This is a genomic window from Saccharopolyspora sp. NPDC049426, from assembly GCF_040676935.1.
Lineage (GTDB): Bacteria > Actinomycetota > Actinomycetes > Mycobacteriales > Pseudonocardiaceae > Saccharopolyspora.
This window is the reverse complement of the sequence record NZ_JBFAPZ010000003.1, coordinates 17845-32061: the sequence shown is the minus strand read 5'-3', so window position 1 is coordinate 32061 and position 14217 is coordinate 17845. Positions and strand designations below refer to the sequence as shown.

Sequence of the window (14217 nt, the reverse complement as noted above, 5' to 3'; positions counted from 1 at the left end):
CATGTATCAATCCGGCGGAAACATGTATTTCACCTTCGTGATTCAGGCGCTTACGGTTCGAGAGATCTCAGATTCACGTGGTCTCACCTACGTCTCTTCCAGCTTGGATTCGAGGGCAAAGCAATGAGCAACCCACTGAGGGGGGAGTCGGACTCGCGACCATCCCCCGCGGGGACCGGGACCGCGGAGCACTCCGCCGCCGCGGCTGCGGAGCAGAAGGGCGATGCTCTCGACTCCGGTGGCAAGCGCCACTGGTGGCTCTTGGCCCTGGGACCGGTGGCCGGCCTGGTGCTGGCTCTGGTCCTTCCGTCCTCGTTGCCCTTCGAGGGCCGTGCGGTGGCCGGTTGCGCGCTCTGGATGGCGATCTGGTGGATGACCGAGGCCGCCCCCATCCCGGTGACCTCGTTGCTGCCCTTGGTCCTGTTCCCGATGTTCGGCATGGCCAGCATGAAGGAGGTCGCGGCTCCCTACGCGGACGCGGTCGTCTTCCTCGTGCTGGGCGGCGTCATCCTCGGACTGGCCACGGAGAAGGCCAACCTGCACCTGCGCGTGGCGTTGCTGACCATCCGGGCCGTGGGCACCCGGCCGGCTCAGATCGTGTTCGGTCTAATGGCCGCATCCGCCTTCATCTCGGCCTGGGTGTCCAACACCGCGACGGCCGTGATCATGGTGCCGATCGCGGTGTCCATCCTGCGGCTGGTGCGCTCGGTCGACGAGCAGGCAGCGGGAAAGAAGTTCGCCGCGTCGATGCTGCTGGGCGTCGCCTACGGCGTGACCATCGGATCGACCGCGACCCTGATCGGGCAACCTCCGATGGCCCTGATGAAGGCCTACCTCGGCAAGGCCCACGACTTCGACCTGCAGTTCGGCCACTGGATGCTGGTGGGCGTTCCGTGGGCCATCGTCCTGCTCTTCGTGGCCTGGCTCGTGCTGACCAAGCTGGTCTTCCGCGCCGAGGTGGACGAGATCCCCGGCGGTGCCGAGATGATCCGGTCCGAACTGGCGAAGCTCGGACGCATGACCACGCCGGAACGCCGCGTGGGCACCATCTTCCTGTTCGCGATCTCGTTCTGGGTCTTCGTGCCCTTCATCGCTGACATCCCGGTCGTGGCGCAGGCCTTGCCGTTCCTCGGCAGGATCTCCGACACCCAGGTCGCCATGGCCGCCGCCATCGCCTGCTTCCTGGTGCCTGCGGAGAAGCGCTCCGCCAACGGTGACGGCACTCCGCTCCTGCGCTGGTCCGCGGCCAAGGAGATCCCGTGGGGCTTGTTGCTGCTGTTCGGTGGCGGCTTGTCGCTGTCGGCGATGTTCACCGCCACCGGCTTCAGCGAGTGGCTCGGCCGGCAGGTCGGCGGCCTCGTCGGTGTGCCGTCCTGGCTGGTGCTCCTCGTTGTCGTCGTCGTCAGCCTCGCGCTGACCGAGCTCACGTCGAACACGGCCACCGCGGCCGCGTTCTTCCCGATCTTCGGTGCCGTGGCCGTCGGCCTGGGCCTGGACCCGCTGTTCATGACCATCGCGGTGACCCTCGCGGTGTGCTCGGCCTACATGCTGCCGGTGGCCACGCCGTCGAACGCCGTGGCCTTCGGCTCGGGCGAGGTCTCCATCAAGCAGATGGTCCGGGCCGGCGTCTGGCTCAACGCGCTCTCGCTGATGCTGATCATGCTGGTCATGTACACGCTGGTGCCGCTGCTGTTCGGCTCCGCCCTGTAGCGGTGGCGGATGTCCCGTGCGGCACCCCGCGGGAACTTCGTTGCGGGGTCTCCCGTCAGATCTTGCCCCCGTGCTCCACGGTGCGGTGTCCGAGTTGTCGGCTGAACTCGGCGCAGAAGCTCTCGGAGAGCGACGGCCAGTCCCAGAAGTCGAAGGCCAGGGCACCCACGGCGAATGCGGGATTCCACTGCCACTCGGTGACCGGGACGGAGGCACCGCAGGCGGAGCAGGGTGCGGCCCCCTCACCGGTCTCCTTCCAGGCGGCGATGGCGTCCTCGAACGGCTGCCAGACCTCGCTGTTCGTCTCGTACTCCGTCGGGTAGTTGATGACCACCGTCTCGCTCTGGCACCGCGGGCAGAAGGCGCTCGAGGCCGAGTCGATCCCCTCACCGCCGGCGTAGTGGGCCCGACCGACGATGACGGCCACCGGGCCCGGCAACCAGTCCGGGTTCGAGGAGTCGTCAACGGCTCGCGCCCAGTTGGGGCCTCGCACGTAGCCCTTGTCCACGGGGTGGCTGAACACCCGGTCGCTGGACATCTCACGCGTGATCAGGCCTTCGGAGACCATCCAGTCGACCATCCGCTCCGCGAGCCGCCCGGCGTCCTCGCCGGTGACCTCCACATCGACGATCCGCTCGAAGTAGTCGCCCATCGTCTCCACCGCCTCTCTTTCAGTGATCAACACTGTGCCACCACCCTCCGACACCTGTCCTGGAATCGGAGGAAACGCCGGGAGTTCGAAACCGGTAACGGTGTGAAAAAGGTTCCTGACTCGCGGCGTTCGATCCTCTAGCGTCACCCGGACGAATCCGCCGGGTGACGTTGAGTTCACCCGGGCGAGGTGCCGTGCGCACCAGTGCCGGGAGGGTGGTCGCTGCATGACAGAGCGGGCGTTGACCAGGAAGTCGTGGCGCCGTCGAGGCGCTGGGGTGGTCGCAGCTGCGATCGCGGCGGTGATGGTGCCTGCGGTGCCGCCGGCGCAGGCGTCGGGCGTGGCGTACCCGGACGCGGAGTGGAGCGAGGCGTGGATCTCCTCCCCGTCGAGCGCGGGCGAGGCGACGCTGCACGCGGACGTCCTGCGGCCCAAAGGCTCCAAGCCCACAGACAAGACGCCGGTGATCCTCTCGATCGGGCCCTACTTCAACCACTCCGGTCAGACCGGGCCCGCCGGTGCTGTCGAAGGCACGCCCTACGACCCGATCGGGCCCAACGACGGCCCATCGGAGCGGTTCCGGGACTTCGTCGAGGGCTCCGGGCTGCTGGAGAAGGGCTACACGTTCGTCATGGTGGACCTGCGCGGCTTCGGCGGCTCCACCGGCTGCCTGGACTGGTCGGGGCCGGGCGAGAAGGCGGACGTGGTCAACGCCGTGCAGTGGGCGGCGAGCCAGCCGTGGTCGACGGGCCGGGTCGGCATGTACGGCAAGTCCTACGACGGGTTGACCGGGCTGGTCGGGGTCAACGAACGGCCTCCGGGGCTGGCCGCGGTGGTCAGCCAGGAACCCGTGTACGACGACTACCGGTACCTCTACGGCGACGGGATGCGACGGCTGAACTCGGTCGCGACGCCCGCCCTCTACGACGGCATCGCCGCCACACCGGGACCGATCACCGACGCTCCTCGGTACAACCTCCAGAGCCTCAGCGATCCGGTCTGCCTCGCCCAGAACTTCGCGCAGCAGGCAGGCGATGACAGGCACGACTCGGCCTTCTGGCAGGAGCGCAACCTGATCCCCGGTGCCTTGGGTTCCAACGTGCCGCTGTTCCTCACCCAGGGCCTGACCGAGAACAACACGGTCGCCGACGGGATGCAGGAGTACCTGGACAACCACCCGGGCTACGAGCGGAGCTGGCTGGGCCCGTGGGAGCACGTGCGCGGCAACGACGTCGACGAGACCGGTCGCCTGAAGATGGGTCGTCAGGGCTGGTTCGACGAGGTCATGCGCTTCTACGACCGCTTCCTCAAGGACCAGGCGCCGGCCGTCCCGGACCCGCCGCACGCGGTGCAGACCAACGACGGCGCGTGGCGCTCGGAGGCCCAGTGGCCTGCGGCGGACATGCGCGAGTTCCGGACGCCGTTGAAGGGCGGCACCTACGTCGACCACGCCCAGTCGGTCTCGACCGCGGCCAACTCCTCGTCCGGTCAGCCCACCGATCCGGCCGTGACCTCGGGTGTGTGGACCGTGTCGAATCCGCTGCCGCACGACGTGCACCTCTCGGGCTCACCGGCAGCCTCGATCGACGTGACGACGTCGATGCCGAACGCCAACCTGGTGGTCGACGTCTACGACCTCGGCTCGGACGGCACGGGCCCGCTGATCACGCGCCAGGGCCACCTCGTGCGCGAGCCGGGTGAGTCGACCGTCCCGCTGCGCCTCTGGGGCGCCGACTGGAAGCTGCCTGCCGGTCACCGCATCGGCGTGCGCGTCACCGACAACAACCAGGACTGGTGGGCCATGGCGGCACCCAGCGGCCAGACCGTCACGGTCCGCGGCGGCTCGGTGGACCTGCCCTTCCTGGAGCACCGCCGGACGATGACCGTGCAGGGCGCACCGGGCGTGCAGCTCGCCGGCTACCTCGAGCAGCAGCGGGCGAGCGCCCCGGCCGATGCCGTGGGTGGTGCCGTCGACTTCGCCCTGCCGGGCCCGCTGGTGGATCCGCCGCCGGACTCGGTGTTCACCGGCGGCTACGTCGAGCCGGTCGGCGGGCGCTGACCGCAGGAACACCGCGGCGGGGCGACTCGATCTGGATTTGCCCCGCCGCGGTCGTTGATGTCACCGACGAGAACGGTTGGCCCTGGCGGAATCCGGACGGGTTCAGGAGGGAAACCGCGACGAGCACCGGGATGCCGTCGGAATGCTCGTCGGCCGTCGGTCAGCTGGCTTCGGAGGTCGTTTCCCCTGCGGTGCGGCGCTCGCGCTGTTCGAGGGCGTCGATCGCCGAGCCGGTGAGGCTGCGTTCGATGTGGGCGCGCATGAGCTCTCGCGCACCGGCGCCATCGCCGGCTTCGACGAGGTCGACCAGGTCGTGGTGTTCGCGGTGGTCCCGCGTGCGCGGTTCCTCGCCGGGCGGCAGCTCCAGGCCGATGCGGCGGTAGCGATCGGACTTGTCCCAGAGGTCGTCGAGCATCCTGATCAGCACGTCGTTGCGCGAGGCCAGGTAGAGGGCCCGGTGGAACGCGCGGTGCGCGGTCAGCGCCTCCTCGCCCCAGGCGCGGGTGACGGGTAGCAGGCGCGCTGCGGCTGCGCGCAGCTTGGCGAGGTCGTCGTCGCTGCGCCGCTCGGCGGCCAGCTCGGCGGCCGTGGGATCGAGGGAGAGGCGGACCTCGAACAGCTGGCGAGCCTCGCCGGCGCTCATGCTCGCCACGCGGGCGTCGCGTTGGGAGTCGAGGTCGATCAGGCCTTCGCTGCTGAGCCTGCGGACCGCTTCGCGCAGCGGGGTGAGGCTCATGTCGAGCTCGGCGGCGAGTTCGTGTTGGGCGAGCCGGGAGCCGGGCAGCAGCGTTCCGGAGAGGATGCGCTCGCGGAGCTCGACGTAGGCGACGTCGCCCTTGCTGGAGAACGCGTGCGCGCCGCCCATCTCTCGCTTCTCCTCCGCGCTGAATCAGGGGTTGTGCTGGAACTCGTCCCGACTCTAGCATCGGCGTGCAATTTATAAATTACAACGAGGAGTGATCCGATGAAGATCACCGCAGTGCACGAGGGCACCGTCCCGATCAGCTCGTCGATCCGCAACGCCTGGATCGACTTCAGCTCGATGGACTGCTCCATCGTGGCGGTCGTGTCGGACGTGATGCGGGACGGCGAACCGGTGGTCGGCTACGGGTTCAACTCCAACGGCCGCTACAGCGCCGGGGAGATCCTGCGACGCAGGGTCGTCCCCCGGCTGCTGGACGCCGACCCGGAGGCGCTGCTCGCCGAGGATGGTCAGCTCGATCCCACCCGCGCGTGGGACTTCATGATGAGCAACGAGAAACCCGGCGGGCACGGCGAGCGCTCGGTGGCGGTCGGCGTGGTCGACATGGCGCTGTTCGACCTCGCCTCGAAGCTCGCCGATCAGCCCCTCCACCGCTGGCTCGCGGGCCGCTACGGAGACGGTGAGCCCGATGACTCGGTGTTCGTCTACGCCGCGGGCGGCTACTACGCACCGGGAAAGACCCTGCGCGACCTGCAGGACGAGATGCGGGGGTTCCTCGATCAGGGCTACAGCGTGGTCAAGATGAAGATCGGCGGGGCGAGCCTCGCTGAAGACCTCGAACGCATCGAGGCCGTGCTGCAGGTCCTCGACGGCGACGGCTCGCGCCTGGCCGTCGACGTGAACGGCCGATTCGACCTGGCGACCGCGCTCGAATACGGCAAGGCCATCGAGCCCTACGGCCTGTTCTGGTACGAGGAGGTCGGCGACCCGCTGGACTACCAGCTCAACGCCACCCTCTGCGAGCACTACGCGGGCCCGGTCGCGACCGGTGAGAACCTCTTCTCGCTGCAGGACGCGCGCAACCTGATCCGCTACGGGGGCCTGCGTCCGGATCGCGACTACATCCAGGTCGATCCCGCGTTGAGCTACGGGCTCACCGAGTACCTGCGGGTCCAGGAGATGCTCAAGCAGCACGGTTGGTCCTCGCGACGCTGCATCCCGCACGGAGGCCACCAGTTCTCCCTGCACATCGCCGCAGCGCTCAAGCTCGGCGGCAACGAGTCCTACCCGGGCGAGTTCCAGCCGACCGGCGGGTTCGCCGACGGTGCGGTGGTCGAGAACAGCTACGTCGGCCTGACCGAAACGCCCGGCATCGGATTCGAGCGCAAGGCCGCCTTCCACGAAGTCCTGCGCGCGCTGCACAGCTGAGCCACGGCGGGGCCGCCACCTGCGGTCCCGCTCAGCGGGCCAGGTGCTCCGGCACCGGCCTCCCGATCGGTTTCCACCCGCCCACAACGTCGTGCAAGGGAGCAACAACGATGTCGTCTACGACAGCCCCGGATCGCCCGCAGCGATCCCGTTTTCGCAAGCTGATGGGCGAACTCTGGTTCCAGGTCGTGGTCGCCGCAGTCCTGGGCGTGGCCGTCGGCCTGGCGTTCCCGTCCGTGGGAGATGACCTCAAGCCGCTCAACGACTGGTTCATCGCCCTGGTCAAGATGATCGTGGTCCCGGTGGTCTTCTGCGTGATCACCACGGGCATCGCCGCGATGGACAACCTGCGCAAGGCGGGGCGCATCGGGGCCAAGGCGATCGGCTACTTCCTGGTGCTGTCCCTGGTGTCCATGTTGATCGGTCTCGTGGTCGGCAACGTGTTCCGGCCGGGCGAGGGGATGAACGTCGACCCCGCGACCCTGGACGCGGGGAGCATCCCCGCGGAGGTCACCGAAGAGCACGCGAGTTTCACGGGGTTCATCTCCAGCCTCATCCCCGATTCCCTGTTCGGCGCCATCACCGGTGACGCGATCCTCTCGGCGTTGGTGGTCTCGATCGTCTTCGGCGTCGCGCTGAACATGGCCGGCCCCCAGGCAGCGCCGCTGACCCGGGGGATCTCGGCCCTGTCGGGAGTGGTGTTCCGCATCGTCGGCTGGGTCATGCGGTTGGCGCCGCTCGGCACCTTCGGCGCTCTGGCCACCGTCGTGGCCACCTACGGCGCGGGCAGCCTGCAGCAGCTCGGCTACCTGATCCTGCTGTTCACGGCGACCTGCCTGGTCTACGTGATCGTCGTGCTCGGCGCGATCATGCGAGCCTGCAAGCTGAGCTTGTTCGGCCTGATGCGATTCCTCAAGGCCGAACTGCTCGTCGCGTTGTCGACCTGCTCCAGCGAAGCGGTCCTGCCCCAGCTGGTCCGGAAGCTGGAGATGATGGGAATCGGGCGGCCGGTCGTCGGCATCGTCATCCCGTCCGGGTTCTCGTTCAACCTCGACGGGTCGGCGGTCTACTTGACGATGGCGTCGCTGTTCCTGGCCCAGGCCTTGGGCATCGACCTGTCCTGGCAGCAGCAGCTGGTCATGGTCGGCGTCATGATGCTGACCAGCAAGGGCACCGCCGGGATCGCCGGTGGCGCGTTCATCGTGCTGGCCAGCACGATCACCGCGGTCGGCCACATGCCGCTGGCCGCCCTCGCCCTCATCGTCGGCATCGATCGCATCCTCAACGAGGGCCGCGTGTTCATCAACGTCCTCGGCAACGCCGTCGCCGCGATCGTCATCGGCAAGTGGGAGAAGGACTTCGACGTCGACAGGGCCAACGCGGTCCTGCGCGCAGGACCGGCCGAACTCGAGCAGATCGAAGCCGAGCACGACGCGGCCGACAACCGCGCCGTCGCCAGCCGGCCGCAGGGCTGATGTGAACCGAACCCGGAGGTTCGCCGGCGCGTGGAACGCGCACGGGCGAACCTCCCGTGGTCGATCTGGAGCGAAGGGCGTCAAGGCCGAGGACCACCGGGACCTCGGCGACGTCCACTCGATCCGCCGGCTGACCGACGAGAACCACTCCGGTGCCTGCCGTGCCCGGGACGGTCGCGTGAACTGGCGTTCCTGCGTGCCGAAATCAGTGCTCGCCGGAGCGGCCGTCGGTGTGCTGACCGGGCTGTTCGGCGTCGGCGGCGGCTTCATCGTCGTCCCGGTGCTGACGCTGCTGCTGGGCTTGGGCGCTCAGCAAGCGGTCGCGACGTCGCTGGTCGTCGTCCTGATCAACTCGGTAGCCGGGCTCACCGCCCACCTGGATGCGGTCGACAGCATCGATCACCGGGTGCTGCTGGTGTTCGCCACGTCGGCCCTGGTGGTCTCCCTCGTGGCGGCACGGCTGGCCACCAGGCTCAACGCCTCCGCGGTGCGCCGCTGGTTCGCCTTCGTCGTCCTCGCCGTCGCCGCGTTCGTCGCTGCGGCCGCGATCGTCAACCCCTCGGCCTTGGGCTGAGATCCGCCTGCCTCCGAAAAACGGGGGCACGAATCAGAAGGAAGTGATGATCATGTGTCGTCGTGTGGACTGCCGCACCTGCGGCAAACCGACCTACGCGGGCTGCGGCCAGCACGTGGAGCAGGTGCTCGCAGGAGTGCCGAAGTCCCAGCGGTGCCACTGCACGCCGGAACCGGGAGCAGCGAGCAGACTCCTCCGAAAGGTGTTCCGCCTCGGCTAGCCGGCCGGGCTCGGATGTTCGTGATCACGTCCGGTGGTGTGATCGGTTGGGGTCGCTGTGCTGAGCCAGTGCGATGCGTGGCGGTCCCGGCGATGGAGTGGCCGATGGACGAAATCACCGGTCTCTCATCGACGTCTCGCAGGAATGTGCTGCGGGGGCTGAGAGAGCGACGAAGAGGCCGGTCTGGTGGCGAAGTTGATTACCGTCACTCGCCGCGTGGGCCATCCGATAGGAAGCTCGCCAGCCATGCCGAAGCCGCCAGGAACAGCCCGCCCAGAGCCAGTGCCCGTACGAGGGAGGCGGTCGGGATGCGTTCGAGATCGTGCGGCAGGAACTTGCGGCGGGTCAGCATCGGCCCAACCCCGGAATGCCACCAGTGCCTCCACAACGCCGGCTGGCGAGCGAGCAGCGCTACCGCGGGGAACGGGTTGAACTTCGCGCGTCGGCACGTGATGCGGCCTTCGTCGTCGAGCGTCAGTTGATCTGTGATTTCGAGGTGGAGGGGCAACCGGCCTAGAGTTCCGGTGAGAAGCAAGCTGATGCGCACAGTGCGTCCGTCGGCAGTCCACCGGGTCACCTGGCCCTTCAGGTCCGGGACCAGCTCGATCAGCCTCCCGTACTCCTCCGCCAGAGCGTGCCGACCCACGCGGTTTCGGAGCAAGGGCTGGACCAGCTTCACCTCGTCGGCGAGCAGATCGTCCCAGGCGTGGGGATGTGGGGTGTGCCATCCATCGGCGAACGCAGCTACAGCGGCTTCGACGGCCACGTCGTCTGCGGAGTTCTGAAGGCCCACAACTTCTCCTCTCGAACGTGACGCACGCCCGGTCTTTTCATGTCGTCATCCTCCACGGGGCGAAGGAAAAAGCCGGAGTTGCGAGTCCCGCTGACATCGACTCCCGGTCTACCTGCAGATTGACCAGGGACGCGGCTGGACCGTGGACGGGCACGTCGAGCTGTTCCGCGCGCTGAAGGGGCCGAAGAAGCTCGACATCGGTTCCTACCCGCCGATGCAGTCGCGGCCGTGGGTCGAAGAGCACGACGAGATGTTCCGCGGCACCGCGAACTCGACGAGCGCACCACCGACGGCGACCCGCACCACCCGCACACCCGCGCCGTGCCGGTCGAACCCGGTGAGGTCGAGGAGTACGTGCTGCGGCTCTACCCGTTCGCCGCCACGTTCCTGCCCAGGCACCGGCTGGTCGCCGAGCTCTCCAACGCCGAGCCGCTGGCCGACGCGCACAACGCGCTGCTCCCGCCGGATGCCTTCCACCTGCCGGTCGGGCGCCCGGTGACCCACAAGGTCTACCGCGACGCGCAGCACCCGTCCCAGCTGGTCCTGCCGTGCACGGTCTGACCGCTGGGCGATCACCGGGCCGCGGTTGCGCAGGGAGTCCTTCGGCCAGTCGGTCATGGCCTGCGCGGGAGCGGCCGCGCAGCTCTGGAATCGGATATTCTCCAAAGCAGAACCGGAATCGGAGGGTTGATGGCCACGGAGATGAAGCAGCCCCCGACGTACGCCATCGCCAGCGTTGATCACGCGTTGCGGCTGGCGACGATCCTGCAGCTCGAAGGCGGTCTCAGCGTCGCCGATGCTGCTGAGCGCCTGGGTGTCGCGCGATCGACCGCCCACCGGTTGCTCGCGATGCTCGTCTTCCGGGATTTCGCCGCGCAGGACGACAGCAAGGTCTACCGCCCTGGTCCTGTGCTGGAGCTCGCCTCGCATTCGCGGTCGACGGCCTCCCGGTTGCGGCAGGCGGCTCTGCCGCACCTGCACCGGCTCGTCGACGAGTTGGGGGAGTCGGTCAACCTGACGGTGCGCACCGGGAGCACCACCCGGTTCATCGCCTGCGCGGAGTGCCAGCAGGCGCTGCGGGTGGGATCCCGCGAGGGGATGGTCTTCCCCGCGCACCAGACCACCGCGGGCCTGCTGCTGCTCTCCGAGCTCACCGACGAAGAGCTCGACTCCACCTACGCCGGAGCAGCTCAGACCGAGGTGCCCGACCTGGACGCGCTGCGCCGGGAGCTGGCGAAGGTCCGGCGCAACGGATTCGCGCTCAACCAGGGGCGTTCGGAGCGCGGGGTCGTGGCCATCGGCGTGCCCGTTCGTTCTCCGGAGGGTGCTGCGATCGCGGGGCTGTCGGTTTCGATGCCCAGCGTGCGGTACGACCGAGGGCGGCTGCGGCCGATCGTCGCGATCCTCGCCTCGGTCGCGAGCGCGCTGGAGAAGGACCTGAACGAGCGCTGACCACGGCCTCCGTTGCTCACGCGTGCGGAACCGGCCAATTCTTCACAGCAGAACTACCTGTTCCTCAGCCGAGGACCGTCGCAGGGTGGAACGCGCTACCCGGTGTCCGGGCGGAGCTCAGCGGGCGCCCCAGGCCCGCGGAGTTCGACGCGAAGAGGAGTTCAGACCAGTGCAGTTCTACCTTGACGGTTACAAGCCCGGCGACCCGTTCGTGGACGAGCCCCACCCATCTGTAGCGGAGCGGCCTCCCGGGCTGCCGGACACCGCTGACGTGGTGATCATCGGGTGCGGTCCGGCCGGACTGGTCCTGGCGGCCCAGCTCGCGCAGTTCCCGGAGCTGCGCACGGTGATCGTCGACCGGCGAGACGGACCGCTGGAAGTCGGCCAGGCCGACGGGGTCGCCTGCCGCACCGTGGAGATGTTCGAGGCGTTCGGCCTGGCCGACCAGCTCATCCACGAGGGCTACCAGGTCAACGAGGTGAGCTTCTGGCGGTCGGACCCCGAGGGCAGCGGCGCGATCGTGCGCGCCGGGCGCGTCGACGACGTGGAGGAGGGCATCTCGGAGATGCCCCACATGATCGTCAACCAGGCCCGGATGCTGGCCTACCTGCGCGACCACATGCGCCGCTCGGCCAGCCGAGCCGAGCCGTACTACGGGTTGCACGCCACCGACGTCCAGGTCGACACCGATGGCGAGCACCCGGTCGCGGTCACGCTGCAGCACGTCGAGAACTTCGAGCCCACAAGCGAGACCTCGACGATCCGGGCCAAGTACGTGGTGGGCTGCGACGGTTCGCGCAGCGGCACCCGGGAAGCCATCGGACGCCGCCTGGAGGGGGACGCGACCAACAGCTCGTGGGGTGTGCTGGACATCCTGGCCGTCACCGATTTCCCCGACATCCGGCTCAAGTCGGCCATCCACTCCGAGCAGGGCAGCATCCTGATCATCCCGCGCGAGGGCGGTTATCTGGTGCGGCTCTACATCGAGCTCGACAACGACCGCGACGGCGAGATGCTGCGCGACCGCAGCGCGACGCCGGAGAAGCTCGCCGCGGTCGCGAACCGCATCCTGCACCCCTACTCGATCGACGTGAAGCACGTCGGCTGGTGGGCGGTCTACGAGATCGGCCAGCGCCTCTGCGACCGCTTCGACGACGCGGACGAGGCGCGTGAGCCGAGGGTGTTCATCGCCGGCGATGCCTGCCACACCCACAGCGCGAAGGCCGGGCAGGGCATGAACGTCTCGATGGCCGACGCATGGAACCTCGGGTGGAAGCTGGGCGCGGTGCTACGCGGCACGTCCCGGCCCGAGCTGCTGCGCACCTACTCAGAGGAGCGGCAGGCCGTCGCCCAGCAGCTCATCGACTTCGACCGCGAGTTCGCGGCCCTGTTCAGCGCCCGCTCGGACGGCGACGAGGGCGGTGCGGATCCGGAGAAGTTCCAGCACTACTTCCGCGAGCAGGGCCGGTTCACCGCCGGGGTCGCCGTGCGCTACCAGCCTTCCCCGCTCACCGCGGCATCACCTCATCAGGGTCTGGCGGAGGGGTTCCCGCTGGGAATGCGGTTCCACTCGGCTCCGGTGATCCGCCTGGCCGACGCCAAGCCGGTGCACCTCGGGCACGCGGCCCGCGCCGACGGCGCCTGGCGCCTCTACGCCTTCGCCGACCGCGCTCACCCGGGAAGTGCCGACTCACGGCTGCGGGATCTGGCCCGGTTCCTGGCCTCCGGAGGATCGCCGATCGCCCGGTTCACCCCACCCGGTGCCGACCCCGACTCGGTGATCGACGTCCGGGCGGTGCTGCAGCAGGGACATCGCGACATCGCAGTCGACGACCTGCCGCCGGTCCTCCTGCCGCGCAAGGGACCGTTCAGGCTCGTCGACTACGAGAAGGTCTTCTGCCCCGACCCGGCCACCGACGTCTTCGACCTGCGCGGTCTGGACAGGGAACGCGGCGCTCTCGTGGTCGTCCGTCCTGACCAGTACGTGGCCCACGTCCTCCCGCTCGACGCCCACCAGGAACTGGTCGACTTCCTCGGCGGAGTCCTCGTCGAGGTCGCGACGTCCGCGGCCCTCTCCGGCGGGAGCTAGAGCGAGCGGTGGCGGGTCGGGCTGGTTGGGTGGGACCGTGGCGTCATCCCGCACCTGGGGGGCGCACCGTGCATCTCGATCCCGAACTGGCCGCTGCCGTGCCCGCGTTGCCTGACCTGCACATCCACGACCTCGACGGCGCTGGGGCGCGGATGGCGGAGCTGGCCGCGAACGTTCAGCAGGAGGTGCCCGGCGAGGTCACCACGACCGACCACGAGGTTGCGGGTGCCGAGGGTGTGCCGGTGCCGGTCCGGGTCTTCCGCCCGTCCGATGCGCCCGGCCCGCTGCCCGCCGTGCTCCTGCTGCACGGGGGCGGGTTCGTGATGGGAGGCGTGGATTCCCTCACCGCGCAGGCGGTGGACCTGTGCGCGCACCTGCCCGCGGTCGTCGTCGCCGTCGACTACCGCCTGGCCCCCGAGCATCCGTACCCGGCGGCGTTGCGGGACTGCGAGGCCGCGCTCGGCTGGCTCGCGTCGGAGTCCGAGCCGCTGGGCGTGGACGCCGCGCGCATCGGGGTGTACGGCATGAGCGCGGGTGGCGGGCTCGCCGCCGCCCTGACGATGCTGGTCCGGGACCGGGGCGGCCCGCCGGTGCGCTTCCAGGTGCTCGACGCCCCGGAGGTCGACGATCGCGTCGAGACGTTCTCGGCACGCACGTTCGACGCGACACCGCTGTGGAACCACGACGACGCGGTGCTGAGCTGGCGGCACTACCTGCGCGGCTGGGACGGGGACGTCCCCGCGTACGCCGCCCCGGCCCGAGCGGACGACCTGTCCGGCCTGCCCGCGGCCTACGTGTCGGTGTACGAGAACGATCCGCTGCGCGACGAGGGCTTGACCTACGCCTCCGGCCTGCTGCGCGCGGGCGTGTCCGTCGAACTGCACCTGTTCCCCGGCACCTTCCACCGCTCGACGGTGCTCACGGGCGCGGCGGTGTCCCAGCGCCAAGTCACCGAAACCCGCGACGCGCTCCGCCGCGCTCTGCACCCGGCCCCATGACGCCACGTCGACCGGACGAAACGACCGTGAAGATTTCATCGGATCGGGGGGACTGGGAGTACCT

General features: G+C 69.1%; 12 protein-coding genes. 9 read left to right on the top strand and 3 right to left on the bottom strand.

Annotated features, from left to right (window positions below; genetic code table 11):
- Nucleotides 1-123 precede the first annotated feature (123 nt).
- Nucleotides 124-1710 (top strand): SLC13 family permease, encoded by a 1587-nt coding sequence (locus AB0J78_RS06245; protein WP_363787578.1) that lies wholly within the window; start codon nucleotides 124-126, stop codon nucleotides 1708-1710.
- 55 nt (nucleotides 1711-1765) lie between these two features.
- Here the strand turns inward: AB0J78_RS06245 and AB0J78_RS06240 are convergent, their stop codons facing one another.
- A complete protein-coding gene (locus AB0J78_RS06240) occupies nucleotides 1766-2395 on the bottom strand; it encodes a hypothetical protein (RefSeq protein ID WP_363787577.1) in 630 nt (209 codons plus the stop codon).
- A gap of 244 nt (nucleotides 2396-2639) precedes the next feature.
- Here AB0J78_RS06240 and AB0J78_RS06235 point away from each other — a divergent pair, with 244 nt between their 5' ends.
- Nucleotides 2640-4421, top strand: a complete 1782-nt coding sequence (locus AB0J78_RS06235; protein ID WP_363787576.1) for a CocE/NonD family hydrolase — start codon at nucleotides 2640-2642, stop codon at nucleotides 4419-4421.
- Between the two features lie 160 nt (nucleotides 4422-4581).
- Here AB0J78_RS06235 and AB0J78_RS06230 read toward each other — a convergent pair whose 3' ends face one another.
- Nucleotides 4582-5286: a GntR family transcriptional regulator gene (locus tag AB0J78_RS06230; RefSeq protein WP_363787575.1), complete on the bottom strand. Its 705-nt coding sequence runs from the start codon at nucleotides 5284-5286 to the stop codon at nucleotides 4582-4584.
- A gap of 99 nt (nucleotides 5287-5385) precedes the next feature.
- Here AB0J78_RS06230 and AB0J78_RS06225 point away from each other — a divergent pair, with 99 nt between their 5' ends.
- From AB0J78_RS06225 to AB0J78_RS06215, 3 genes are all read left to right on the top strand, one after another.
- On the top strand, nucleotides 5386-6552 hold the full coding sequence (locus AB0J78_RS06225; RefSeq protein ID WP_363787574.1) for a mandelate racemase/muconate lactonizing enzyme family protein: 1167 nt from the start codon (nucleotides 5386-5388) through the stop codon (nucleotides 6550-6552).
- A gap of 110 nt (nucleotides 6553-6662) precedes the next feature.
- On the top strand, nucleotides 6663-8027 hold the full coding sequence (locus tag AB0J78_RS06220; protein ID WP_363787573.1) for a cation:dicarboxylase symporter family transporter: 1365 nt from the start codon (nucleotides 6663-6665) through the stop codon (nucleotides 8025-8027).
- A 1-nt stretch (nucleotide 8028) separates the two neighbouring features.
- Entirely contained in the window at nucleotides 8029-8601 is a 573-nt protein-coding gene (locus tag AB0J78_RS06215; protein ID WP_363787572.1) for a sulfite exporter TauE/SafE family protein, read from the top strand.
- Nucleotides 8602-9026: 425 nt separating this feature from the next.
- Here the strand turns inward: AB0J78_RS06215 and AB0J78_RS06210 are convergent, their stop codons facing one another.
- Nucleotides 9027-9614, bottom strand: coding sequence for a nuclear transport factor 2 family protein (locus tag AB0J78_RS06210; RefSeq protein ID WP_363787571.1), 588 nt, complete (start codon nucleotides 9612-9614; stop codon nucleotides 9027-9029).
- Nucleotides 9615-9842: 228 nt separating this feature from the next.
- Between AB0J78_RS06210 and AB0J78_RS06205 the strand changes: the two genes are divergently transcribed.
- From AB0J78_RS06205 to AB0J78_RS06190, 4 genes are all read left to right on the top strand, one after another.
- Entirely contained in the window at nucleotides 9843-10175 is a 333-nt protein-coding gene (locus AB0J78_RS06205) for a hypothetical protein (protein ID WP_363787570.1), read from the top strand.
- Between the two features lie 129 nt (nucleotides 10176-10304).
- A complete protein-coding gene (locus AB0J78_RS06200) occupies nucleotides 10305-11066 on the top strand; it encodes an IclR family transcriptional regulator (protein ID WP_363787569.1) in 762 nt (253 codons plus the stop codon).
- Between the two features lie 169 nt (nucleotides 11067-11235).
- Nucleotides 11236-13155, top strand: coding sequence for an FAD-dependent monooxygenase (locus AB0J78_RS06195; RefSeq protein ID WP_363787568.1), 1920 nt, complete (start codon nucleotides 11236-11238; stop codon nucleotides 13153-13155).
- Between the two features lie 68 nt (nucleotides 13156-13223).
- A complete protein-coding gene (locus tag AB0J78_RS06190) occupies nucleotides 13224-14153 on the top strand; it encodes an alpha/beta hydrolase (RefSeq protein WP_363787567.1) in 930 nt (309 codons plus the stop codon).
- The last annotated feature ends 64 nt before the right edge of the window (nucleotides 14154-14217 follow it).

Bases quoted from the DNA above. Each gene is read 5' to 3' on its own strand.
- AB0J78_RS06245 (WP_363787578.1), top strand. From the start codon at position 124: ATGAGCAACCCACTGAGGGGGGAGTCGGACTCGCGACCATCCCCCGCG.
- AB0J78_RS06230 (WP_363787575.1), bottom strand. From the start codon at position 5,286: ATGGGCGGCGCGCACGCGTTCTCCAGCAAGGGCGACGTCGCCTACGTC.
- AB0J78_RS06225 (WP_363787574.1), top strand. From the start codon at position 5,386: ATGAAGATCACCGCAGTGCACGAGGGCACCGTCCCGATCAGCTCGTCG.
- AB0J78_RS06220 (WP_363787573.1), top strand. From the start codon at position 6,663: ATGTCGTCTACGACAGCCCCGGATCGCCCGCAGCGATCCCGTTTTCGC.
- AB0J78_RS06200 (WP_363787569.1), top strand. From the start codon at position 10,305: ATGGCCACGGAGATGAAGCAGCCCCCGACGTACGCCATCGCCAGCGTT.